Origin of the sequence: Bacillus cereus group sp. BfR-BA-01453, from assembly GCF_022662915.1 — a bacterium.
In the GTDB taxonomy this organism is placed as follows: domain Bacteria; phylum Bacillota; class Bacilli; order Bacillales; family Bacillaceae_G; genus Bacillus_A; species Bacillus_A paranthracis.
In genome coordinates, this window is record NZ_JAKUEN010000002.1 from 209,465 (window position 1) to 233,612 (window position 24,148).

Consider the following 24,148-nt stretch of genomic DNA (forward strand, 5'->3'; position numbering starts at 1 on the left):
GTTCATGGTAGGAATCTATTGACGAAAGGGGGGCTACCGCGTAAAATATAGTCTTGTTGCTTAAAAAACGAATAACGTGGTTCGAAACCATCCCACGTAAAAAAACTAAGGAGATTTTGTCATGAATATTAGAACATTAGTCGGTAATGGTATTTTAGCGGCATTATATATTGCTGTTTCTATGCTTATTCAGCCATTTGGCTTTACGAATGTACAGTTTCGTATTTCAGAGATGTTTAATCATCTCGTTGTATTTAATAAGAAAGCAATTTACGGAATTGTATTAGGTGTATTTTTAACGAATCTCTTTTTCTCACCTATGATCGCTTACGATTTAGTATTTGGAGTAGGGCAATCTATTCTTGCATTAGTTGCAACGATTATTTCTATGCGATTTATTAAAGGTGTTTGGGCTCGTATGATTTTTAATACAGTTATTTTTACAATTACAATGTTTATGATTGCAATTGAACTTCATCTTGCATTTGATTTACCATTTATGTTGACTTGGTTAACATGTGCAATCGGTGAATTTGTTGTTATGGCGATTGGTATGCCTGTAATGTACTGGATTAATAAACGAGTACAATTTGAAAGATTTATGTAATAGATGAAAGAGCTATTCCTATAGGGATAGCTCTTTTTGCATGTGATAATATTGAATATAATTCTTTGACTCTTGATAAAATATAATAAAATAAAGTGAGGCTTTCATTAGCTGGATACATATAAGAAGTCTTACATAAGGGGAATCTATAGTATGAAATATAAAATTCATTGGTTGTATAAAACAAAACGCGGTTTTCAGACGGAATTAACGACAGATTATATGAACATAGAAGAAGCACTTCAATTTGCGGAGGATTTCGAGAAAACAGGAAGAGTGAAAGAATTATTATTTTACGATGAAATGGATGCAGAATGGTCATTAAAGGAAATGAAGAAGCTGAGCAAACAAGTGGAGGAAGAACCCCAAGAAATACTCGTTTATTTTGATGGCGGCTATGATGTACAGACGAAAGAAGCTGGTATAGGCATATGTGTATACTATAAAAAAGGAAATAAAAACTACCGAATTCGCCGTAATGCATATATAGAAGGTATATATGATAATAATGAAGCGGAATATGCATCACTATTATATAGCATGAATATACTCGAGGAATTAGGGATTAAGTATGAAGCGGTCACTCTTCGCGGAGATTCTCAAGTTGTACTGCAGCAATTGGCTGGAGAATGGCCTTGTTATGATGAACATTTAAATCATTATTTAGACCAAATTGAGCAAAAGGCGAAGCAAATGAAATTAAAACTTGTATGTGAGCCTATATCAAGAAAACAAAATAAAGAAGCACATCAATTAGCTACGCAAGCATTAGAAGGAACAGTGATTGATAGTCATAAAGAAATAACCGAATAGAGAGGTGCAAAGGTGGATAAAAAGCAACTCATTACAGAGGTAAATGACTTATTAGAAACGTATTGTGAAGGATGTTTTTTGCGAGAACATAATCGAAAGACAAATAGTAAGTATTATGCTCATTCCTTTTGTATAAGACAATGTACAGTTGGAGAAACATTGAAAAAATATGGGGAACAGTTGTCATGAAAAAACATCCAGAGAAAACTCTCTGGATGTTTTTTAGTGCTTCGCTTCATTTAATTGATGCTCACACTCGCTTAATTTCTTTTCCTCATTTATTAAAAATGGCTCGTCTAAATCTGTTGCAACAGATTTCATAATTTCAAGCTGAGAGCGAGCTGCTTCTACAGCAGTAGTAGCATGCTCTAATGTATCTGGATCCATTGAAATTGTCGCTGATCCTACCATTTTTTGTGCTGTTTCTACACGGAATTTCACTTCTTCAAAATCATTTACTTCTGATCCCATTAATAATTCCTCCTTTATATAGTGCGCATTTCACATAGTTTTTGCTCTGGAAAACGGAAATATACAAAGGAATAACAAAGGAGGTTACCAAGTAAGGTAACCTCCTGTCATATGTTGGATTAAAGTTTTACTACGTTAGCAGCTTGAGGTCCACGGTTTCCTTCAGTGATATCGAAAGATACTTCTTGACCTTCTTCTAAAGCTTTGTAGCCTTCGCCTTGAATAGCAGAGAAATGTACGAATACATCGTCAGCGCCTTCAATTTCGATAAATCCAAAACCTTTTTCGTTGTTAAACCATTTTACTTTTCCTTGCATGTTACAATTCCTCCTAGAAAACATTTACGTTTTTTCATTTAGTGAAATTCATTTGAAAAGATAATATAAACTAAAAATGCTATAATCTTGAATATTCTGCTAAATGACTAATTTAAATATACACGAATTGGGAGAATTTAGTCAAGTAAGCGATTTTATTTTTTTGTATTTTTAAATAATTTTTTAGCCAAATTTTTTAATAGGTATAGGACAGGCCGAGTATGTAATAGTCTTAATTGAACGCTATACATAATGAGGTGAAAGAATGAATGAGTCTTATTTATTAGATAATGAAGGAATGAGAACGAGAAACGACATACCGAATTGGGTTGTAAAGGAATTTCAAAATTTTTCGAGTGTTGTGCTAGAACCAACTTTTCCGTGCTATTTCGGCTTAACAGCTTTAAAAAAGAATGAACTTCGTTATTCATTTCTCTCTCATAATGATTGGAGTCATTTGCCACATACAATGTTATCTTTTTTAGAGCTAATGAAAGAGCGTCCAATTGTAAGAAGAGGCTTTTTTCTTTTTGTAGAACCGGAATGTGAGGAGCAATCACTGGAATATTACCGTGATTACTTTTGGAAAGTACTACAATATTTACATGAAAACGATAAGGAAACATGGCCAAAGCAAATTCCTAAAGACCCAGACCATTACTTATGGGAATTTTCATTTGGCGGGGAACCGATATTCGCATTTGGAAACGCACCAGCCTATAAACAACGAAAAACTAGGCATTTAGGAAATTCTCTCGTTATTGGATTTCAGCCACGTACTATATTTGATGGTTTAGAAGGGAATCGTCCTAAAGGAGCATATTCTAGGCAAACGGTCCGTGAGCGAGTTGAAAAGTGGGATCAGCTGCCGAAACATCCTAACATTAGTCATTATGGTGACCCGGATCATCGTGAATGGAAACAATACTTTATAGGAGACGATGTAGAACCGTTAAAAGGAAAATGTCCTTTTCTTCATAAGATAGAAAAGTAAGAGTCATCATCTGGATGGCTCTTTTGCATATTTTGGATAAAAAAGGGTATTTTAGTAGTAAATATTTTGAGGGAAGCTAGTCTATTTTTAATTATTACATCATTACTTAATAGTAAAGGAAGTAGAAAGGATAGAGTGATGTTTGGAGCGATTATACAACAAATTGTATTAGGTATTTCATTAGCTGCGCCAGTAGGTCCGATTAATATTGAAATGTTAAAACGAGGAATTGAACGAGGTTTTTGGCATGCGTGGATTGTTGGAATTGGTGGAATGACAGCAGATATTTTGTTTATGCTTCTCATCTATTTCGGTTTATCTTCTCTGTTTATGTATACATATGTACAAGCTTTTATGTATTGCACAGGGTTTTTCTTATTATTTTATTTAGGATTTCAAAGTGTAAAACAAGGAATTTCTCAATCGAATATGGAATATAAAAAAGAAGAGGTAGGCGGCCTTAAACAATCGTTTATGGCAGGTTTTTTAATTGCGATATCCAATCCATTAAATCTTGTTTTTTGGTTTGGTATATACGGAAGTACACTTAGCTCATTGCTTACGAAGGTAACGAAACAAGAAGCCTTTTTGTACAGTCTTTGTATTATCGTTGGTATTATTGTATGGAATGTAAATATTGCTTTTTCTGTCCATTTTGGCAGAACTTTATTAAAGCAAAAAGCACTTGGCTATATAACAGCCGGAGCAGGTATTATTTTAGTAGGATATTCTATCCATTTTGCATACAAAGCTTTACAGTTGTTCACATAAGATTGAAGGGGAGATTTTTATGTATCGAACCACTATTGACGGAAAAGAAATCATTATTACGTTAGCACCAAAAATCAGAAAAGAAATTACTGATAGAAATCCACTATATGAAGCGGTATTTCATAATGCAGCAAGATTACTACAAACAAAGCAACCAACGTTTGCTGTAAATCATGAAATATTTGGACTTATTATTGGAGAGGTACAAAGAGGAGAAGTAACAGTGTTTGCGGTGGAACATATTATTCCAAAGCAAAATATATTTGGACCGAACAATTTTTTCTCGACAATAGAGCAACAGGCAAATTTGTAAAGCGTATAGAATAAGATATAGAAAAGAAATAGTCGTAACGATATGTTGCGACTATTTCTTTTGAAAAGGGGGAAGGAAGATGAAGAGGGTGGGGAAAGAGTTCTTTTTACAACATGATATCGTTATTATGTATAGTATTTTATTTGTTTTTATTATTATTTTAAAAATGCAATTTTTCACATGGATCGGTTTGTTAGCATGTTTGTTTGGGATTATTTTTTATACGCTAAACGAATATATGACACACCGGTTTTTATTTCACTTAAAGCCACCTAAAAACGTATTTTTATTAAAAATGCTAAGAAGATTACATTATGACCATCACGTATATCCAGATGATTTAAAACTTTTATTTTTGCCTGTATGGTTTAGTATACCGAGCTTTACTATATATTTACTTATATCATACGTGATAACAAAAAGTGTTACCATTACACTTTCATTCGGAATCGGAATGATTATTATGCTTCTCGTTTATGAATGGAAACATTATATTGCACATAAGCCAATTCGCCCTGTCACTAAGTTTGGTAGGTGGCTAAAAAAACAGCACATATTACACCATTATAAAAATGAAAAGTTTTGGTTCGGTGTTTCAAATCCAGTATTCGATTTCATATTTGGAACGCTTAAAGATGGAAAAGACGTTGAATTAAGCGAAACAGCTCGTAATTTAGAAAAAGAGAAAAAAACAGAAGTGGTGCGATAAGCACTACTTTTTTATTCTATTTTAATGAGTATGAAAGCTTCACTGGTGCGTAAATTTTATGTTGAAAAAGTATATTAAAAATTTAAGGGAAAATGCCGAAAAATGTCTATCGAAAAATCTTTGCAGGAATGTATGGATTGTCTAAAATGAAAATAAGTTTCTGAATATTTATAAAATTTAGCCTTTAGGTATACAAGGGGGAATTGTATTTCTAGTAAGAGAGGGGATAAGAGAATGAAAAGAGATGATACGTCAGCACGTAAGTTACAAAATGAGGTGAATTATACAGAGGTTGTTCAGTCAGAAGAATTTCAATTGTTATTAAATAAGAAAAAGAAGTTTATCGTTCCAATGAGTATTTTCTTTTTAAGTTTTTTTATTGCTTTACCTATTTTAACATCGTATTCAAAGGTACTAAATACACCGGCATTTGGTGATGTTACGTGGGCGTGGGTATTTGCTTTTGCACAATTTATTATGACGTGGTCATTATGTATGATTTACAGTAAAAAAGCCGAATCCTTTGATAAAATTTCACAAAATATTCTGCAAGAGATGCAAAAAGGGAGGGGCTGACTTTGAATACAACCGCTTTTGCACTATTTTTAATCATCGTACTTGGTACACTCGTCATAACTTATTTTGCATCGAAGAAAACGAAAAATGCGAGTGAATTTTATACAGCTGGAGGGGGATTAACTGGTTGGCAAAATGGTCTGGCCATTGCGGGGGATTATATGTCTGCTGCGTCTTTTCTTGGTATAGCAGGAGCGATCGCGTTAACTGGGTTTGATGGTTTCTTCTATAGTATCGGTTTCTTAGTTGCTTATTTAGTTGTACTATACTTAGTTGCAGAGCCGCTTAGAAACTTGGGGAAATACACATTAGCAGATATGATTGCGGCGCGTTTTGATGCGAAAAAAGTTCGCGGAGTTGCAGCGCTTAATACGATGACGATATCCATTTTTTATATGATTGCACAATTAGTCGGTGCGGGTGCACTTATTAAATTACTATTAGGAATCGAATATACAACATCTGTATTAATCGTTGGTACACTTATGACTGTGTATGTTATTTTTGGTGGTATGACTGCGACGAGCTGGGTGCAAATTGTTAAGGCAGTATTACTTATGGCCGGTACATTTATTATTTCTGTAATCGTTTTCGCTAAATTTAATTTCAGTGTGACGGAAATGTTCGCGCAAATGAAAACAGCTACTCCGTTAAAAGAGTCGTTTTTAAATCCCGGTGTAAAGTATAAAGATGGTCTTGATACGCTATCTTTAAATTTAGGACTAGTTCTTGGTACAGCAGGGTTACCACATATTCTTGTCCGCTTTTTTACAGTACGTGATGCAAAAACAGCACGTCAATCTGTAGTATACGCTACGTGGTTAATTGGCGCATTTTATATTATGACAATTTTCTTAGGGTTTGGGGCAGCGGCGTTTGTAGGGAATGAGGCGATTATGAAAGCAAACCCTGCTGGTAATATGGCAGCACCTTTATTAGCGAAAGCATTGGGCGGAGATTTCTTATTTGCTTTCGTATCAGCAATTGCCTTTGCAACGATTTTAGCTGTAGTGGCAGGCCTTGTATTAACAGCAGCATCCGCATTCGCACATGATTTTTATAATGAAATTATCCGCAAGGGGAAATCAACGGAAAAAGAGCAAGTATCCATGGCTCGTTATGCGTCTATTGGAGTAGCTGTATTGTCTATTATACTAGCGTTATTTGCTCAAACGTTGAACGTAGCATTTTTAGTTTCGTTAGCATTTGCAGTTGCAGCGAGTGCAAACTTGCCAGTTATATTATTCACAATATATTGGAAGCGCTTCAATACAACAGGTGCCATCTCTGGTATGATTGCTGGTCTTGTATCAGCTATTGTTCTTGTAGCGTTAAGCCCAAATGTATGGAACCCTGTAGCTGGAAAAGCTATATTTGTTGGGGAAGCGATATTCCCATATACGACACCTGGAATTATTTCGATTCCGCTTGGATTTCTTGCAGCGTATTTAGGAACTATTTTATCTAGTAAGAAAGAAGATGCAGCAAAATTTGATGAAATTCTCGTGAAATCTAATACTGGGCATGGTATTAGTGACGCGTCTTCGCATTAAAAAAGAGGAGCTTTTCGATAGATAAGAAAAGCTCCTTTTTCTTTTGTCATTTTCTTGTAAATAATACTGCTTTGTAAGTAGGATTTGTCTTAATTTTGTGGAATGAAAATAAGCAGGGAGAAATTTAAATCATCATGGTACCAGCGCAGCTTTTGTGAAAAATAAGTTGTTATGGAAGGTGGAAGAAATGATGAAAACGAAACAGACTGATGAATTATTAGCAAAAGATGAGCAATATGTTTGGCACGGAATGCGTCCCTTTAGTCCAAATAGTACAATGGTAGGGGCAAAAGCAGAAGGGTGCTGGATTGAAGATATACAGGGAAAAAGATATTTAGATGGTATGAGTGGCCTTTGGTGTGTAAATAGCGGGTATGGAAGAAAAGAGCTTGCAGAAGCGGCATATAAGCAATTACAAACATTATCATACTTTCCGATGTCACAATCACATGAACCGGCTATAAAGCTTGCAGAAAAATTAAATGAATGGCTTGGAGGAGAGTATGTTATTTTCTTCTCTAATAGTGGTTCGGAAGCGAATGAAACAGCTTTTAAAATAGCAAGACAATACTATGCGCAAAAAGGTGAACCACATCGTTATAAATTTATGTCACGTTACCGCGGTTATCATGGGAATACAATGGCAACGATGGCAGCGACGGGACAGGCACAGCGTAGATATCAATATGAGCCATTTGCTTCAGGATTTTTACATGTAACGCCGCCAGATTGTTATCGTATGCCTGGAATAGAAAGAGAGAACATTTATGATGTAGAATGTGTAAAAGAAGTAGATCGGGTCATGACATGGGAACTAAGTGAAACGATTGCAGCTTTTATTATGGAACCAATTATTACAGGCGGAGGCATTTTAATGCCGCCACAAGACTATATGAAAGCTGTTCATGAAACGTGTCAAAAACACGGTGCCTTGCTCATTAGCGATGAAGTGATTTGTGGTTTTGGACGTACAGGAAAGGCATTTGGATTTATGAATTATGATGTGAAGCCTGATATTATTACAATGGCAAAAGGGATTACGAGTGCATATTTACCATTATCAGCAACAGCTGTGAAAAAAGAAATATATGAAGCATTTAAAGGAAAGGGAGAATATGAATTCTTCCGTCATATTAATACATTTGGTGGAAATCCTGCAGCTTGTGCACTAGCACTTAAAAATTTAGAAATTATGGAGAATGAAAATTTAATTGAGCGCTCTGCACAAATGGGCTCGCTTTTATTAGAACAATTAAAAGAAGAAATTGGAGAGCATCCACTTGTTGGAGATATTAGAGGAAAAGGTCTACTAGTGGGAATTGAACTAGTAAACGATAAAGAGACGAAAGAGCCAATTGATAACGACAAAATTGCAAGTGTGGTAAATGCTTGTAAAGAAAAAGGGTTGATTATAGGTAGAAACGGTATGACAACAGCAGGATATAATAACGTTTTAACGCTAGCACCACCGCTTATTATTTCAAGTGAAGAAATTGCCTTTGTTGTTGGAACGTTGAAGACAGCGATGGAACGCATTTAGTAATGATATGGATGATGAACCAGCACGAACTATTTTTGAAAACTGGTTAAAAAAGAACAAAATCGTTTAAAGACAAAACAAAAAAGAGATTACTATCTTATAAGATAGTAATCTCTTTTTATTGTAGAAAGCTTATTTACTTGCTTTCATTGCTTTATCTTTTGCACCAAAAGTGTATTTTAACATTGGTGGTGTAATCATTGTAGTTAAAATAACGACAATAACGATAGCTGTAAAGTAATCTTGTGCTAGTAGACCTGAAGAAAGTCCTGTTCCTGCGATGATAAGTGCAACTTCACCACGAGAAACCATTCCAGAACCGATAATTGCAGAAGACTTAGCATCAAATCCAGTCATTCGTGCACCTAAGCCACAACCGATTAGTTTCGTTAATACAGCGATTACTGTTAATGCTAGGATGAACCAAATTTGATCGCCAATACCGTCAAATGTAATATTCATACCGATACTTACGAAGAATACTGGAACGAACATAGCGTAAGCGATTGGCTCTACTTTCTTTTCTACTTCATGTTTGTAGTTCGTTTGAGAAATCGCAATACCAGCTGCGAAAGCACCGATAATACCAGCAATTCCTAATAGTTCGCCGAAATATGCGAATGAGAAACAGATGATAAGAGCCGCGCTCACGATAGACTCAGATACGCGTAGCGGTGATAACCAGCGCATAATCGCAGGAACACCTTTCCATCCGATTAAAATAATAGAAGCGAAGAATACAACTTTCTTCAAGATAACCATTGTTAAGTTAACATCGTCTGTACCTAGGAAACTCATTGCAAATGCTAATAAAATAACGACAAGAATGTCATCAAATACAGCTGCGCCCAGCATAGTTGTACTTTCACGTGTTTTCATCTTTCCTAAATCGCGAAGTGTTTGTACGGAAATACTAACACTTGTCGCACATAGAAGTAATCCTAAAAATACAGCATTTCCTTGTTCCATTCCCATAATAAGACCAGAAACGTAACCACCTACGAATGGAAGAATGATACCTCCGAGTGCAACAGCTAAAGAAGAATTACGATTTGCGTTTAATTCCTCTAAGTCTGTTTCAAGTCCTGCCATAAACATTAAAAGAATAACACCAACATTACTTAATTGTGTTAGAAGTTCTGAGTTTTCAATCCAACCTAATACAGCTGGACCGATAACGATACCGACAATTAATTTACCTAGTACAGAAGGTTGACCTAATCTGACACTAAGATCACCAGCAAGCTTTGTACTTAATAAAATAAGTGCGATTTGAAAGAAAAATTCGAATTCCATCGGATCCTCTCCTTATCATTTTTATTTTTATCATACGATTTCTCGGAATTTGCCTAATGAAAATATGTAAAACCCATTAAACAAAGGGTCTGATTACAAGTTCTTTTGAACTCGTAATTTGAACCTGTAATTAATATATAATAGATTTTACAAAAAATCAATGGAAAAATGGGGGCTTTTTTAGAGAGAGACTGTGTAATTGGGGATATACATATAAGAGTAGCGTGTGAATTTATATATGTATGAAATAGTATGAAGTCCTTTTTCATTACAAATAATAAAGCCTAAATGTTATTTCACGAATTATAAATGTGAAAGGGAGGACTTATCATTTGAAGTCATTAAAAAATAACTTGTCTATCGTTGCTTTAGGTGGAGTAAATGAAATAGGGAAAAATATGTATGTTATTCAATTTGAAAATGATATTGTTGTTATTGACTGTGGATCAAAATTTCCAGATGAAAGTTTATTAGGAATTGATTTAATCATTCCAGATGTCACCTACTTACAAGAAAATAAAGAAAAAATTCGCGGATTAGTCGTGACGCATGGACATGAAGACCATATTGGGGGAATACCATATTTTTTAAAACAACTAAACGTACCAATCTATGCTACGAAGTTAACGTTAGGTTTAATTGAAATTAAATTAAAGGAACATAACCTTCAAGATGATACAGAATTAATCGTTATTCATTCAGAATCAGAAATTGATTTCGGTGCTATTAAGACAACTTTCTTTAAAACGAATCATAGCATTCCAGATTGCCTCGGTATTGTTTTTCATACACCAGAAGGTACTATAGTACATACAGGTGATTTTAAATTTGATTTAACACCAGTTAATAATCAACATCCTGATATTCACAAAATGGCTAAAATAGGTAGTGAAGGTGTATTAGCTTTAATATCTGAAAGTACAAATGCAGAACGACCTGGCTTTACCCCATCAGAAAGGTCGGTAGGGGAACGGATAGAGGAAATATTTATGAAAGCAAATAGGAAAGTGATTATTTCTACTTTTGCTTCTAATGTGAATCGTGTTCAGCAAATAGTTGAAGCTTGTATAAAAACAAATCGAAAACTGGCTTTGCTCGGCAGAAGTATGGTAAATGTAGTAGAAGTTGCTCTAGAGAAAGGGTATCTAAATATTCCAGATGGTATGCTAATTGAAGCAAATGAGGTAAATAATTTAGATCCAAAGCAGGTCGCAATACTTTGTACAGGAAGTCAAGGAGAACCAATGGCAGCTTTAGCGCGTTTAGCTAGTGGAAACTATAGGCAAGTAGATGTTTTACCAGAAGATACAGTTATTATAGCTGCGACTCCTATTCCAGGAAATGAACGTAATGTTTCACGAATTATCGATAACTTATTTGCATTAGGGGCAAGAGTGATTTACGGATCAGGCAGTTCTACTGGAGTCCATGTATCTGGCCATGCATATCAAGAAGAATTGAAGTTAATGCTCACATTAATGAAGCCAAAATATTTTATCCCCATTCATGGAGAGTTTAGAATGCTACATCACCATAGCTTGCTAGCGGAATCAATTGGTGTCGAAAAAGAAAATATCTTTATCGTTCGTAATGGAGATGTTGTAGATATAAGTAATCAAGTGGCAATTCAATCGAGAAAAATACAAGCAGGAAATATATATGTAGATGGATTAGGAATTGGTGATGTTGGAAATGCATTATTACGTGATCGAAAACAACTTTCAGAAGATGGAATGCTCGTTTTAGTTATTACTTTTAATAAAGTGGATGGAGAAATAATTTCAGGTCCTGATATTATTTCTCGTGGATTCGTCTATGTTCGTGATTCAGAAGAATTTTTGAAGGAATTAAATAAATTAGCTGTTATTACGATTAATAATGTAAAGAAAGAGAAAGTGAATAGCTGGGGTATTTTGAAAAGAGAAGTAAGAGAAGCTTTAGGGAAGTATATATATACGAGTACGAAAAGAAAACCGATGATTCTTCCTATAATTATAGAGGTGTAATAATGAATAAAAAGAATTCTCTTACGGGAATTCTTTTTTGTTTTGAAGGCAGAATGAACATATAATGAAATAAATAGAAATGAAAGGGAATAAAAGATGTTATTAAACAAACGCTTTACAATTGGAGAAATGGCAAAAATGCATAATATAGCGGAATCTACTTTACGTTATTATGATGAAAAAGGAATTTTTCATCCGTCCATTGTGGACCCACAAACAAATTATCGCTATTACACAATCGATCAATTTTCACTATTAGATACGATTAAGTTTTTACGCCAATTAAATATTCCATTAAAGGAAATTAAGAAATATATTGATGAAAGAAATCCAGCATACGCACTCAATTTGTTGGAAAAACAACAAGAAATGATGTTGAAAAAACAAAGAGAAATTGAGTATGCTTTGGCGAAAATGGAGCATAGAATTCATTTGATTAAGGAAGCAACAAAAGCAAAAGCTAAACAAATGGTAATAAAAGAGATCCCGCGGCGAAAAATAACAGCCATTGCGGTTGCTCCGAATACGACGGATGATATGTTTGAGTACTACATCCATTCGTTGCAAAAAAATATGAGGCAAATGGATGATAGTTTATTTTCTGGAGATATTGGTGTAACAGTGGCGAAAAAAGGATTCATGCAAAATGAGTTTCAAGCGTATAGTAGCGTGTTTATTCTTTTGGATTATATGCCGTATGAAGTGCATAATTCAGATGAGATTAAGGAAGGTTTATATGCTTGTTCTTATCATCATGGACCGTATGAAGAAACAGATGCAACGTACAAGGAGTTACTTACATACATTGATAAAGAAGGTTATGAAGTACATGGAGATTCGATTGAGATTGGATTAATCGATTGGTCTGTAACAGAAAATCCAGAGGAGCAAGTAACAGAAATTCAAATTCCTGTAGTAAAAAAATAAGATGAAAACCTTTGAATTGATTACAAATTTACATTCATTCATATAATTCAGTTACCTATTTTTTAAATTCTCTATTGACCTTCAAGTTACTTGAAGGTTTAAACTAAGAAAAGAGAGTTGAAAAAAGGAGCATAATAGTATGGAAGCAACAGAAAAATTAAGAGAAAAACCGATAAAAGGTTTATTTATTTCTTATTTAATACCAGCCGTTCTTGGAATGGTATTAATGTCAGTGAATATTGTAATTGACGCGGTCATGATTAGTAGAGGAGTTGGGGCGAACGGTTTAGCAGGAGTAAACGTGGCTATTCCAGCGTTTTCAATTTTCTTCTCTATTTCATTATGGATTGGGATGGGCGGGGCAACGTTATATTCCATTGCATTAGGTGAAAATAAAATTGAAAGAGCAAGGTCTATTTTTACTCAATCCATGACGATAGCAGTCATTATCGTAGGCGTTTTAGCGGCGATTTGCTTATGGAGAATAGAAGACTTAGCATACTTATTCGGTGCAAACGAAGTGATTTTACCGTATGCGTTAGACTATTTACACGTATTATTAACATTTGGAATGATATACGTTTTAGAAAATATTTTAAGTACATTTATACGAAATGATGGAAATCCTAATTTAGCAATGGCAGGTTTAGTTGTAACAGCTGTATTAAATATAGTGTTTGACTATATCTTTATTTTCATCTTTAAATGGGGCGTAACAGGAGCTGCTTCAGCAACTATTCTTTCAGCAGCGATTGGTTTCCTTGTATTATTAACGCATTTCTTTAGAAAAAGTAGTATTTTAAAATGGACGAAATTCCATTTTGAATGGGATACAGTAAAACAAATTATGATAATCGGTTTCCCGAGCTTTACAGCAGAAAGTACAGTAGCGATTGTAACGATTGGTTTTAATATTGCATTCGTTCAATATGCAGGAGAAGTAGGAGTCGCTTCTTATGCGATGGTGAATAGTATTCATGCAATGACATTACTATTATTCTTTGGGGTAGGTGCTGCATTACAACCGATTGCTAGTTTCCATTATGGTGCCAATTTAGCAGAGAGACTTCGTGAAGGATTGCAGTTTGCAGTGAAAATTGCAGTTGTACTTGGAGGCGTTGCAATAATTGTCGGATTATTCTTTGGGAAATATATTATTGGTCTATTTGATGTCCAATCTCCAGAGTTATTGGAGTTAACATTAACGGGTATTAGCTTGTTCTTTATCCAATACGTATTTTTAGGTTATAACATTGTATATGGAGAGTACTTCCAATCAGTGCGACAAACGACAAAATCAGTACTTATTATAATGAGTCGAGGGTTACTATTTATTATTCCATTATTATGGATTATGCCGAAATTATTTGGGATAAACGGAATTTGGCTCGTTATGCCAGTAGCTGAAGTATTGACAGCGATTATCGTGTTTACGATGAATCGAATGAAACATCCTGTGCCATTAAATATGGTAGGTGAGAAAAAAGTAATATAATGAAGAAAATCCCCTTGAGCAAGTAAGGGGATTTTTTATTTTTTTAAACTGATAGCAAAAGATCCATCAATTTCTTGAACAGAAGCAAAGGCAACGTTTTTAATATTTGTAATTCCTTTTTCTTTTAACTCTTTATATAACCACTTTTTGTCTTTATGAATTAACTTTAAGTTATCGTATTGAATTTGTGAATCAACGATAAGGGCAATTGGTAATCCAGCATACTTAACATCTATATTCAAATCTTTCGGAGTTAATGGGACAAGTTCACGCTTTGGTAAAATGCTAATGGCTCCATTCGCTTCTAAAATAGCGTATTCAATTTCATGAACACTTGGGTATCCTGCGACGCGAAGATTAGAAAGTAATTCAGCAATGGGATACCTACTTTTTTGTAAGTTCTCAAAAATAATATCACCATGTTTAATTAAAATAATCGGGTGCCCGAGAATAAAACGATTTAGTTTGTTGAATAGGCTTAATTTTGTAAGGATTAAATGCAAACATGTAATAACGACCATACCGAGAAAAGCTTGCAAAGCACCAGAGACTGGTATGGCTTGAAAAGCTAAATAAGATAAAAAGATAATAGCACCAAAATCATGAGGAGTTAGTTGTGCTAAAGCTGATTTACCGAGCATCTTAAGTGATAGTAAAAATAAAATAAAAAAGAACGATACGTTACATAAAAAGAGAAGCAATAGAGACACTCCTTCGTGCAAAGTTGTACTTACTGTTCCCGAAAGAAATATAAATATTACTTTCTAGAGGATAAATTAGGTTGAATTGGAATTTGTCTGTATACAAACAAATAAATGGATATTATCATGAAAGAAGCAAAGAACATAGGAGTATATGGATATGAAAAAGAAAAAAATAATGAAGTATATGATAGGAATTATAATGGTTTGCGCCGTTTATGTGGGATTTTTACAATATAACATTTATAAGCATGGGCAAATGAATGCGACCTATGAAGCTGATTATATCATTGTATTAGGCTCGAAAGTGAACGGAACGAAACCATCGTACTCATTGCAATATCGTATTGATAAAGCAGCTGAGTATTTGAAATCACATGAGAAAGCAATTGCTATTGTATCTGGAGGGAAAGGAAAAGGGGAAGATATTTCAGAAGCATTAGCAATGAAAAATGGATTAATGAAACTAAAAATTGAAGAAGACCGCATTATCATGGAAGATAAGTCAACGAGTACAGATGAAAATATTAAATTCTCAAAACCTTTAATTCCGGACAATATGAAAAAAGGAATGATCGTAACAAACGATTTCCACATGTTTAGAGCGAAAAAAATAGCAGCTAAGCAAGGTTTACAATTAGAAGGTCTTCCGGCCGAAACACCGAAGCGAATTGTCATTCCATCGAATATACGAGAGTATTTAGCTATTACGCAATATTGGTTTATGAATCGAATATAGTGAAAGTGATCCCGCCTAGCATTATAGGCGGGATTTTTTGAGGGGAATCTTACAAATATGTCATCTTAATGAAAGGTAAAGCGATAGTTTCTAGAATGGATTCCTGACATAATGAAGATAACAAAAACTATTTAGAGGTGAATCGGATGAAAGGAAATAATATATTATCTTCACTATGTTACTTTAGTATCTTTTTTGCCCCATTTTTATTACCAATTATCGTGTACTTCGTTGCAGAGGATGAAGTGAAATATCACGCGAAAAAAGCATTTTGGTCACATATTTTCCCATATGCAATTTTATTCGGAGGGATAGCGATATCAGGAATATACGGTTTAGGATTCAATCAATCTGATGGTGCTGGAATTGGGATCATGATCACATATGCAGTATTCATTCTTGTAGGGATTTATTACTTCATTTGGAATATCGTAAAAGGTGTTAAAGTGTTGAAAACAGCGTAATAAGATAAGGAATAATTCGGAGTGAGTTTGTCGTTATTTGTCGGTAAGTCGATATAGTGCAGGGAATCGTTGATATATTGAAAAAATCGACTATATAATTTCATTTACCGTATTAATAGATCTTTTAAAAAGAGCAATTCAAAAAGAATTGCTCTTTTTGTGCTTATAAGTTGTGAATATTGGAAAAGATATGTTAATTTTTCATTAGGAAGAGAAAAAAGGAGTGATTTTCATGAATGAGATGATACATAAAATGGAGCAACACGTTTCAGTTCGTAAATATAAAGAAGAATCCATTCCGAAAGATGTAGTAGAAAGAATGGTGCAAGCTGCGCAGCATGCTGCTTCCTCGCATTTTGTACAGGCTTATTCTGTTATATATGTAACAGATCAAGACTTAAAGGCGAAACTAGCAGAGTTATCCGGAAATCGTCATGTGAAAGATTGCGCAGCATTCTTTGTTTGTTGTGCAGATTTAAAACGACTTGAAATGGCATGTGAAAAACATGGTACCGAGATAAAACATGAAGGAGTAGAAGACTTTATCGTTGCGACAGTAGATGCTTCACTTTTTGCACAAAACTTGGCGTTAGCAGCAGAATCGTTAGGATACGGTATTTGTTATATTGGTGGTATTCGTAATAATCCGAGAGAAGTGAGCGAATTGCTTCATTTACCGGATAAAGTATATCCTGTATTCGGAATGACAGTCGGTGTACCAGATGAAGATCACGGAGTGAAACCACGTTTACCGATAGCAGCAATCCTTCATGAAAATGGATATGATGAAAAGAAATATGATGAATTATTAAATGAATACGATGAAACGATGAGCGCGTATTATAAAGAAAGATCATCAAATAAGAAAAACGCAACATGGACGGAATCGATGAGTTCGTTTATGTCTAAAGAAAAAAGAATGCATATGAAAGAGTTTTTAAGTGAAAAAGGATTTAATAAGAAGTGAGCAAAGAGAGCAAAGAGGCAAACCTGTGATGCAGGTTTGCTTTTTTTGGGAGGAGAAAGGTGATTGTCTTCTAATAAGTATAGGGGGAGGAGATAATATGAGAAAAGCTTTAATTTTTTTGTTTGATGGATTTGCAGAATTTGAAGTGAATATAGCGAGTTTATTTTTGATAAGTAAGCAATTTGAAATAATAACAGCAACTGTAGACGGAAAAACAGTTACAGGAGAAGGCGGTTTTTTGTGTCAACCACATGTCTCTATTGAGCAAATTAAAATAGAGGACTATGAAGTGTTTATCGTACCAGGCGGACATATTTTTGATCATTTAGAAAATGAACAATTGTTATCTATTGTGAACAAATTACATAAGCAAAATAAATGGATAGCGGGTATTTGTGCCGGAACATCTTTATTACATGCAGCAGGGGTGCTGAATAAGAAGAAATTCTCAACATCATTAACATCAGATGAAAAACAATTAGCTCATTTACATGAATGGGAATATAAACAAAACAAAGATGTAACGGTTGATGGAAAAATAATAACAGCGGTAGGTTCTGCGTACGTTGAATTTGCTACTGAAATAATGAGGCAGCTCAATTTATTTAATGAAGCTGAAGCGAAGGAGAACTTGCAATACTTTAAAAATGTAACAGAGCTTTGTGATGAAACGTTAGTATAAGTGAATAATTTAATTGTTAATACCTAAGTTCAGAATGTAGATATTCCTTTCTGAGCTTAGGTATTTTATTTGTTATCACGTTTAAAAATATTGAAAACTTATCCGCCGTTATGACACATACTAAAGCACCTTCTATAACGAATGCAAACTTTCAATAAGAAGATATATGCCCGTGCAACTTAAAAGGATGTACGTAAATATTTTAAAAATCCGTTGATTAAGCCATTTGAAAATAATTTGACCTATATACAAACCTAGAAATACGATTGGAATAGCGTAAAAACTTGATTCCCAAATTATCTTGTTTGTGCCAGTAAAGAGTATTTGCGTTAGTAGACTAATGAAATATATAAATAGATAAAAAGCTAAAGTAGTTGCTCTCAGCTTCTCTTTTTTTGTATCAGTTCCTGTAAAGTACAGTAACAGGGGTGGTCCTGGCATACCGATACTTGTCGTTAAAAGACCGGATAATCCGCCAACTATGAAATCTCTAGATTTTGTTGATTGAATCTTAAAGTTACAGATTAGCATCAAAGTTAATAGTAAGAGTAGGATGCTAATTGCTAATTTAAATGTGTTGATGTTAATAGAAGTGAAAATGATAATACCAAAAGGAACACCAACTATACTGCCGAAAATTAATCTTTTCAGTAGAATACAATCAATGTCCATTCTTATTTTCCAAATGAGTGATATAGAAATAATGAATGATAAAATGATATTTATTTGTATAGCTTCTTGTGGTAGAAATAACATGAGTAAGAAAGGTGTTGCCATAATAGAAAAGCCAAAACCGGTACTTGTTTGTAAAATAGAAGCTACTAATATAATACAAATGAACATGAATATAGTATTCAAAAAAGCCCCCCCACATAATCAAGTTTCATTAATATTTTAACATAAAGTAAAACTTTAATCAGTGAGGGCTTACTACCTAGCAAATCGCCGCTTGTTATGTTGCGGTTAATATTCCAATGATGATCCTGTAGCCTTAAAATATTTTTCTCGTGAAGGCGTCATTACTCGGATTGCTAATAAACAGGAAAGGAAAAGGATGAGTAACGAGCTACTTATTACAGTCATTTGAACGGAAAGAAATTGTGCGGATGCTCCAATTGCTAAAATGAAAAAGATTTGGATAAAACTTTTTATGGAATCAAATACGCTATCGATACGTTCTATCATATGAACCGGGATGTTATTTTGATAAAATGTAAAAAAGCCAGTACCAGCAAATGATGAAGAAATGCCAAGTAAAATGAAACCGCCTGCCGCGACGATAAATGAATTTGAAAAGGCGAAAATTACATAGCCTATTGCTGTGAAAATTGTCCCTAATCCGATACAATATTGAATTGGTAAACGTTTGGCAAAGAGAGAGACAAGAAATGAACCGGAAACGTAAGCAGCGCCAGTTATACTAACAAGCATACTGTATTCTATATCGGTTAAAAACAGTACTTGTCTTGTAAAAACAACTTCTTGTGAATCAAGTGCCATAGCGACAAGCATAGTCGCTTGAAATAAAACGAATATGAGAATAATGTACGTTTCAGTTCGAGCGAAGGAAAAAACTTGTTTCCAATCACTTCGTAATGTTTGTACGAAAGTATTTGCAACTTCTTCGTTTTGCTTTGTTTGTAATGCAATGTTTGGCAAGAAGTAAATGAAAATGGTAGAAAGTAGAAAGGAAAGTGAGTTGCAGTAAATAACAAAGGTTGCTGAGTGCGTGGTGAGAAGTATTCCAGCAAGAGCTGGACCGATAATGAAAGCTCCGCTTGTACAAAAGTTACTCCAAGCGTTGAATTGCGCGCGTTCTTCAGCACGTATAAGCATTGTTTTATAAGAAAATGAAGCCGGATCGAAAAATGATGTAGCAATGCGAGTCAAAAAGATAAAAATGTAAATGGCCCAAATAGAATCAAATAGTGGTATACAGCCAATGAGAGCTGCCCGAATGATATCTGTGATAAGCATAATGGACCGTTTGTTTAATCGATCTACTATGCTACCAGACCAAATTTTTGTAACAACGGTCGCAATTGGACCGACAATCCATAATCCTGCTACAGCAGCAGGAGAGTTTGTGCTATGTAACACCATTACGTTTAAGGCGATGAGATACATAAAATCACCTAAACGAGAAATTCCTGTTCCCGACAATAATAATAATTTATTTTTCATGAGCAGATGGACCTTTCTTTCATTGTTTTTTTATCCTGCAGGAAATAGCGTATTCCTCTTCAGAGTTTGATTGACGAGCGGTTTTGTTTTCCCAGCGTAATAAAACTTGTGTAACCTCCCAAGTAAGTTGTTGTAATTCCTCTGGCGTTAAAAATAAATGAGAAACAATATGACTACCTGTATTCGTTCCCTCTGTGCCGCTTTCTTCAATATAGAAATGAGCAGATTTTGCCTTGTAATATTTTTCAATAATCCCTCGTTTTTCCTTCGTGTCTACTAATTCAAGTAACCCTCCATCATATAAAATTTGAACGTGATAATGTACGCTACCAGTAGATTTGTTTAGTTTAGTAGCTACTTGTTTTGCAGTGAGTGCTTCGTCTTTTAAAAGGTGAAGAATTTGAATACGAGTTGCGTTGGAAATGAGCTTCTGCTGTTCAGCTGAAATAGTAAGTCTATCGTCAAACATTATGGCATCCCCTTTCTTATAATCTAAATTTATTGTACATTCTAAAAAATTAGAACGTAAGGAAAATAAATCGTCTTTTTCCTTTGTATTTCGACATAAATAAAAATAGCATGTACAAAACATGCTATTAAGTAATAGTAGATTCTTCACTAAGTTTCCCGCGATAAAACAGGTAAAGCCATATAAAACTTACAAATATACAGCATGTAGCTAATAAACTACCAATCATTTGTGGAGAAAGGATTTCTAATAACCATCCTGTAATGAACATAGATAACTGTATAAGTGAACCGTAAATTGAGTAATGAAAGGAGAAAACTTTACCAATCATATTTTCACGCGTGTAATTTTGAAGTAATGTCGTATCAAGTGGAACGATGATTCCCCCTGCTATGCGCATACAGAGTAATGTAATGATACCGAAAATAAGTTGATCGGATAGAATGAATCCAAGAAAGAAAATGCCTTGTAGGAAGTAGGCCCAACCAAATGCTTTTTTCATTTTTTCTTTATTGCTGGATATGTAAAGATTAACGAGAAGGCTTCCTATCATAAGCCCAGCCCCTTGAACCGTATATAAAATCCCAATGTTCGTGTGGAAAATTTTTTCGGCATAGATTGTTAGAAGTAGCTGATAAGCGCCGCCAATAAGCCCCCATGAAATGCCGACAAGAATTAATGTTAAAATGATTTTTGTTTGCGATATATATGTATAACCATCTTTTATATCAGTCAAAAATGCTTTTTTCTTGTTACAAGTATTATGAGAAGGGATACACATACTATAAATAAAATAGGCTGAAATAAAGTATGATAGGCTATTTACTAAAAAAGCGAACTCAATATGTAAAGATTGTGCAATTATACCGCCTAAAGAAGCACCCATAATAGACATAAAACCATTCATTGTACTAGAAAGAGAGTTAGCAGTTACGAAATGATTTTCGTGTACGATGTTTTTTAAGGTTGCTTGTTTAGCTGGCTCAAATAAGCAAGAAAGTACAGATAAACATATATTAGCAATGAAAATAATTTCAATTTTATAGCTTGCGAGTATGTATGTAAGGACTAGAATTCCCCGTGTAATATCGGTAAAAATCATAATATTCTTTTTAGAAAAACGATCTATCACTCCGCCTATGAAAGGGCTAAGAAGTAGTTGTGGTAAACCTTTACTTATAAAAGTAAGTGCGATCATAAACGGAGATTCCGTTATGCTATAGACGAATGTTAATAAAGCTACTGTATGAAACCAATCTCCAAGTACACTTAATGTTTGTCCGTAAAAAAGTTTATTGAAGTTTTTATTTGTTTTAAGAAGTGCGGAATAAGAAACTGACATAAAAAGCTCAACCCTTATGTAATGATGATGCTTGAACTTGTTTTTTCCACTCACTTAAATACACTTTCTTTTCTGAAGGAAGTCCAACAGGTAACTGTGCAATCAATTCTAAACTATTTCCGTCAGGGTCGTTAAAGTATACGGCGGCATGTGCTAATTCTGGAAAAACAATCGGTTCAATTGGCTCCATTCCAAAGTCTTTTCGTGCTGAAATGCCTTTTTGGTTTAGCCAATGTATCGCATGTTCTAAATCATGTAAGCTTACTTGAAAGGCGATGTGTCGTAAAGAGGGATGATAATTTACTTTGTATTCTGTACCTTCCCAAAGACCGAGCCAACTTTCATTTTCCTTAATCCAAAAGAAAGCAATATCATCTCCTCTTTTATATAATTTCAGTCCAAGTGATTCATAAAAAGATATTGATACCTCTAAGTTGCGGACGGGTAAATGTGCTTCGTAAAGACCTTTAATCATTGTAATCCTCCTAAGTAAAAATATTTCTTATTTCATAGTAAACATTTTTTTATGAGTTGAAATCAGAAAAAGGAGGGACATAACTTCATACGAAAGTATGAAAAAACAGCTCAAATATGAGCTGTTTTCTTATAGTTTTTCGTTCATTTGTTAAGGATAGGATATATTAGTATCCGTATCCGCCGCCACCCCAACAGCTACATCCGATGATGATTAGAAGGATGAATAGTACGATAAGCAAAGCAAATCCACCGCCGAAACCAGCGCAACTTCCACCATAACTCATATGTGTTCCTCCTTTTGAGTAAGTTAATCTATATAATTCATGGACTACTATATACAGTATGTTTTTCGTATAGAAAAGGAGCCAGTCTCTTTTGTAATTAGACAAACGCCTGTATGGTCATTCTCATTGTATATAGAGCTACGGATATGGGGATGAATCGTTATATATTTTGCGATTTGTTCATAAAAAAATATATAAATTGTAAAAAAAACCATTTTTATATTTTTTTATGAGAGAATTTGTACTATAATTTTACAAGTAATATTATGGGAAAAGGGAGTTTTAGTGAAGAGATGGAGATGGGACAATTAAAAAATAAAATAGAAAACAAAAAGAAAGAGCTAATTCAACTTGTTGCTAGACATGGATTGGATCATGATAAAGTTTTGTTATTTAGCCGAGATTTAGATATACTTATTAATAAGTTTATGAATGTAAAAGATAAAGTACATAAATAAAGAATTTGTAGTTTTTTATATTAAGATATTCAACAAAAAGGAGAGAGATGTATTTGGAACATTTACAAGACGAGCTATATAAACAAATAAAAGAAGAAAAAGGTATTGTTACAATTTTTTTAAAGAGTGGCGTTAGAATAGTAGGAGAAATTGTTGCAATAGACAAATTTACCGTTTTAATGTTAGTTGATGGAAAACAACAACTTATTTATAAGCAAGCTATATCAACAATAATGAAATAAGACACTCATATGAGTGTCTTATTTCATTATCTTTTGCAAGCTTCAACGTCAATGCCAGCAGCTAGTAATTTCTCTTCTCCATCTTGCTCGATGATTTTTTGTAATTTAGATAGGAAAGAATCAAAGTTGGTATGCTTTGCTACTTGGAATGTCATTTTATGCTCAATTGGTAGCCATGTATCAATATCAGCTTCGTTATGTTGGATTTTCACCTCAAGTTTATCAAGTGCGTTAGCAACTTTTGCTTCGTACGTTTCTTTCGCTTCAAACTCCATCCATAAATCATATAATTCCTCACCGAGAGAACCTTTTAATGTTCGTTTAATATTTAAAATTGCTTCTTGTTCATTTATTTGTTTTTGTAGTTGTAATTCATGACTATTCATTGTATCAAAAGCAGGAATATCACCAGCTTCTGCTTCGACTAGGTCGTGAATAATAACCATTTTAAGTAATTTTTCAATATTTACTTTTTGATCTAAATAAGGTTCAACTAAAATGGCCATTAGAGACATGCGCCACGTATGTTCAGCAACGCTTTCTTGACGCCCGTTAGAAAGCCAGCTATGTCTCATTTCATATTTTAGTTTTTCTGCTAGTGCAATGACTTGTAAAATGTTATGTTCCATCGTGATCCTCCTTATATTTCCATAATATAATTCTAATATGGAAATGAAATGTGTCAATTTTATGAGTATATTGCGATAAATAGATGATAAGCGTATAATAAACATTATATGTGAAAACGCAT

Annotated in this window: 30 protein-coding genes and 1 riboswitch; of the genes, 19 read left to right on the forward strand and 11 right to left on the reverse strand. The window is 34.1% G+C overall.

Going from position 1 to position 24,148, the window contains the following annotated elements:
• Positions 1-70: 70 nt before the first annotated feature.
• A riboswitch (PreQ1 riboswitch) is annotated at positions 71-115 on the forward strand.
• Between the two features lie 6 nt (positions 116-121).
• The 3 genes from MR070_RS05795 to MR070_RS05805 all read left to right on the forward strand — a co-directional run bounded on the left by MR070_RS05795 (position 122) and on the right by MR070_RS05805 (position 1,609).
• Entirely contained in the window at positions 122-607 is a 486-nt protein-coding gene (locus MR070_RS05795) for a QueT transporter family protein (RefSeq protein WP_001026467.1), read from the forward strand.
• A gap of 153 nt (positions 608-760) precedes the next feature.
• A complete protein-coding gene (locus MR070_RS05800; RefSeq protein ID WP_000875517.1) occupies positions 761-1,420 on the forward strand; it encodes a ribonuclease H family protein in 660 nt (219 codons plus the stop codon).
• Positions 1,421-1,432: 12 nt separating this feature from the next.
• A complete protein-coding gene (locus tag MR070_RS05805; protein WP_000358801.1) occupies positions 1,433-1,609 on the forward strand; it encodes a zinc-finger domain-containing protein in 177 nt (58 codons plus the stop codon).
• Positions 1,610-1,642: 33 nt separating this feature from the next.
• Here the strand turns inward: MR070_RS05805 and MR070_RS05810 are convergent, their stop codons facing one another.
• Together MR070_RS05810 and cspB are read right to left on the reverse strand one after the other, a co-directional pair.
• Complete coding sequence (locus MR070_RS05810; protein WP_000534391.1) at positions 1,643-1,891, reverse strand: DUF2564 family protein; 249 nt, start codon at positions 1,889-1,891, stop codon at positions 1,643-1,645.
• A gap of 119 nt (positions 1,892-2,010) precedes the next feature.
• A complete protein-coding gene (cspB, locus tag MR070_RS05815; RefSeq protein WP_001161727.1) occupies positions 2,011-2,208 on the reverse strand; it encodes a cold shock-like protein CspB in 198 nt (65 codons plus the stop codon).
• 265 nt (positions 2,209-2,473) lie between these two features.
• On the opposite strand from cspB, the gene MR070_RS05820 reads away from it, so the two are divergent.
• The 7 genes from MR070_RS05820 (at position 2,474) to MR070_RS05850 (ending at position 8,664) form a co-directional block, all read left to right on the forward strand.
• Positions 2,474-3,202 (forward strand): YqcI/YcgG family protein, encoded by a 729-nt coding sequence (locus tag MR070_RS05820; protein ID WP_242260752.1) that lies wholly within the window; start codon positions 2,474-2,476, stop codon positions 3,200-3,202.
• Between the two features lie 138 nt (positions 3,203-3,340).
• Entirely contained in the window at positions 3,341-3,973 is a 633-nt protein-coding gene (locus MR070_RS05825; protein ID WP_242260951.1) for a LysE family transporter, read from the forward strand.
• A gap of 19 nt (positions 3,974-3,992) precedes the next feature.
• The gene (locus tag MR070_RS05830) at positions 3,993-4,286 is read left to right on the forward strand and encodes a hypothetical protein (protein ID WP_000286361.1); all 294 of its coding nucleotides are present in this window, start codon (positions 3,993-3,995) and stop codon (positions 4,284-4,286) included.
• 79 nt (positions 4,287-4,365) lie between these two features.
• Positions 4,366-4,995, forward strand: coding sequence for a sterol desaturase family protein (locus MR070_RS05835; protein ID WP_000832152.1), 630 nt, complete (start codon positions 4,366-4,368; stop codon positions 4,993-4,995).
• A gap of 234 nt (positions 4,996-5,229) precedes the next feature.
• Positions 5,230-5,571, forward strand: coding sequence for a DUF485 domain-containing protein (locus MR070_RS05840; protein WP_044790364.1), 342 nt, complete (start codon positions 5,230-5,232; stop codon positions 5,569-5,571).
• Between the two features lie 2 nt (positions 5,572-5,573).
• On the forward strand, positions 5,574-7,124 hold the full coding sequence (locus MR070_RS05845; protein WP_242260754.1) for a solute symporter family protein: 1,551 nt from the start codon (positions 5,574-5,576) through the stop codon (positions 7,122-7,124).
• 190 nt (positions 7,125-7,314) lie between these two features.
• Positions 7,315-8,664 carry an aspartate aminotransferase family protein gene (locus MR070_RS05850; protein ID WP_242260755.1) on the forward strand — a complete coding sequence of 450 codons (1,350 nt, stop codon included), beginning with the start codon at positions 7,315-7,317 and terminating at the stop codon, positions 8,662-8,664.
• A 132-nt stretch (positions 8,665-8,796) separates the two neighbouring features.
• On the opposite strand, the gene MR070_RS05855 is transcribed toward MR070_RS05850, so the two are convergent.
• Positions 8,797-9,960, reverse strand: a complete 1,164-nt coding sequence (locus MR070_RS05855) for a cation:proton antiporter (protein ID WP_046197296.1) — start codon at positions 9,958-9,960, stop codon at positions 8,797-8,799.
• Between the two features lie 332 nt (positions 9,961-10,292).
• On the opposite strand from MR070_RS05855, the gene MR070_RS05860 reads away from it, so the two are divergent.
• From MR070_RS05860 to MR070_RS05870, 3 genes are all read left to right on the forward strand, one after another.
• Positions 10,293-11,966 carry a ribonuclease J gene (locus MR070_RS05860; RefSeq protein WP_242260757.1) on the forward strand — a complete coding sequence of 558 codons (1,674 nt, stop codon included), beginning with the start codon at positions 10,293-10,295 and terminating at the stop codon, positions 11,964-11,966.
• 96 nt (positions 11,967-12,062) lie between these two features.
• A complete protein-coding gene (locus tag MR070_RS05865; protein WP_000925927.1) occupies positions 12,063-12,893 on the forward strand; it encodes a MerR family transcriptional regulator in 831 nt (276 codons plus the stop codon).
• Between the two features lie 139 nt (positions 12,894-13,032).
• Complete coding sequence (locus MR070_RS05870) at positions 13,033-14,388, forward strand: MATE family efflux transporter (RefSeq protein ID WP_242260759.1); 1,356 nt, start codon at positions 13,033-13,035, stop codon at positions 14,386-14,388.
• A gap of 35 nt (positions 14,389-14,423) precedes the next feature.
• On the opposite strand, the gene MR070_RS05875 is transcribed toward MR070_RS05870, so the two are convergent.
• Positions 14,424-15,089 (reverse strand): DUF421 domain-containing protein, encoded by a 666-nt coding sequence (locus tag MR070_RS05875; protein ID WP_000923934.1) that lies wholly within the window; start codon positions 15,087-15,089, stop codon positions 14,424-14,426.
• Positions 15,090-15,276: 187 nt separating this feature from the next.
• Between MR070_RS05875 and MR070_RS05880 the strand changes: the two genes are divergently transcribed.
• The 4 genes from MR070_RS05880 to MR070_RS05895 all read left to right on the forward strand — a co-directional run bounded on the left by MR070_RS05880 (position 15,277) and on the right by MR070_RS05895 (position 17,941).
• Positions 15,277-15,828 carry a YdcF family protein gene (locus tag MR070_RS05880; RefSeq protein WP_306821671.1) on the forward strand — a complete coding sequence of 184 codons (552 nt, stop codon included), beginning with the start codon at positions 15,277-15,279 and terminating at the stop codon, positions 15,826-15,828.
• Between the two features lie 146 nt (positions 15,829-15,974).
• A complete protein-coding gene (locus tag MR070_RS05885; RefSeq protein ID WP_000678037.1) occupies positions 15,975-16,292 on the forward strand; it encodes a magnetosome magnetite crystal formation protein family in 318 nt (105 codons plus the stop codon).
• Between the two features lie 232 nt (positions 16,293-16,524).
• The gene (nfsA, locus tag MR070_RS05890) at positions 16,525-17,259 is read left to right on the forward strand and encodes an oxygen-insensitive NADPH nitroreductase (RefSeq protein ID WP_001004534.1); all 735 of its coding nucleotides are present in this window, start codon (positions 16,525-16,527) and stop codon (positions 17,257-17,259) included.
• Between the two features lie 97 nt (positions 17,260-17,356).
• Positions 17,357-17,941, forward strand: a complete 585-nt coding sequence (locus tag MR070_RS05895; protein ID WP_139895796.1) for a type 1 glutamine amidotransferase family protein — start codon at positions 17,357-17,359, stop codon at positions 17,939-17,941.
• A 132-nt stretch (positions 17,942-18,073) separates the two neighbouring features.
• Here MR070_RS05895 and MR070_RS05900 read toward each other — a convergent pair whose 3' ends face one another.
• The 6 genes from MR070_RS05900 to MR070_RS05925 all read right to left on the reverse strand — a co-directional run bounded on the left by MR070_RS05900 (position 18,074) and on the right by MR070_RS05925 (position 22,697).
• Positions 18,074-18,799: a sulfite exporter TauE/SafE family protein gene (locus tag MR070_RS05900; RefSeq protein WP_242260761.1), complete on the reverse strand. Its 726-nt coding sequence runs from the start codon at positions 18,797-18,799 to the stop codon at positions 18,074-18,076.
• Positions 18,800-18,904: 105 nt separating this feature from the next.
• Positions 18,905-20,125, reverse strand: a complete 1,221-nt coding sequence (locus tag MR070_RS05905) for an MFS transporter (RefSeq protein ID WP_242260763.1) — start codon at positions 20,123-20,125, stop codon at positions 18,905-18,907.
• Between the two features lie 19 nt (positions 20,126-20,144).
• Positions 20,145-20,594, reverse strand: coding sequence for an ArsR/SmtB family transcription factor (locus MR070_RS05910; RefSeq protein ID WP_000459093.1), 450 nt, complete (start codon positions 20,592-20,594; stop codon positions 20,145-20,147).
• Positions 20,595-20,721: 127 nt separating this feature from the next.
• Positions 20,722-21,936 (reverse strand): MFS transporter, encoded by a 1,215-nt coding sequence (locus tag MR070_RS05915; protein ID WP_242260765.1) that lies wholly within the window; start codon positions 21,934-21,936, stop codon positions 20,722-20,724.
• Positions 21,937-21,943: 7 nt separating this feature from the next.
• The gene (locus MR070_RS05920) at positions 21,944-22,411 is read right to left on the reverse strand and encodes a VOC family protein (protein ID WP_098228869.1); all 468 of its coding nucleotides are present in this window, start codon (positions 22,409-22,411) and stop codon (positions 21,944-21,946) included.
• 166 nt (positions 22,412-22,577) lie between these two features.
• Positions 22,578-22,697, reverse strand: a complete 120-nt coding sequence (locus MR070_RS05925; RefSeq protein ID WP_000120179.1) for a YjcZ family sporulation protein — start codon at positions 22,695-22,697, stop codon at positions 22,578-22,580.
• A 239-nt stretch (positions 22,698-22,936) separates the two neighbouring features.
• Between MR070_RS05925 and MR070_RS05930 the strand changes: the two genes are divergently transcribed.
• Both MR070_RS05930 and hfq read left to right on the forward strand, forming a co-directional pair.
• The gene (locus tag MR070_RS05930) at positions 22,937-23,155 is read left to right on the forward strand and encodes an aspartyl-phosphate phosphatase Spo0E family protein (RefSeq protein WP_002080856.1); all 219 of its coding nucleotides are present in this window, start codon (positions 22,937-22,939) and stop codon (positions 23,153-23,155) included.
• A 53-nt stretch (positions 23,156-23,208) separates the two neighbouring features.
• On the forward strand, positions 23,209-23,397 hold the full coding sequence (hfq, locus tag MR070_RS05935) for an RNA chaperone Hfq (RefSeq protein ID WP_000400652.1): 189 nt from the start codon (positions 23,209-23,211) through the stop codon (positions 23,395-23,397).
• A gap of 26 nt (positions 23,398-23,423) precedes the next feature.
• Here hfq and MR070_RS05940 read toward each other — a convergent pair whose 3' ends face one another.
• Positions 23,424-24,026 carry an HD domain-containing protein gene (locus MR070_RS05940; protein ID WP_048551694.1) on the reverse strand — a complete coding sequence of 201 codons (603 nt, stop codon included), beginning with the start codon at positions 24,024-24,026 and terminating at the stop codon, positions 23,424-23,426.
• Positions 24,027-24,148: the final 122 nt, after the last annotated feature.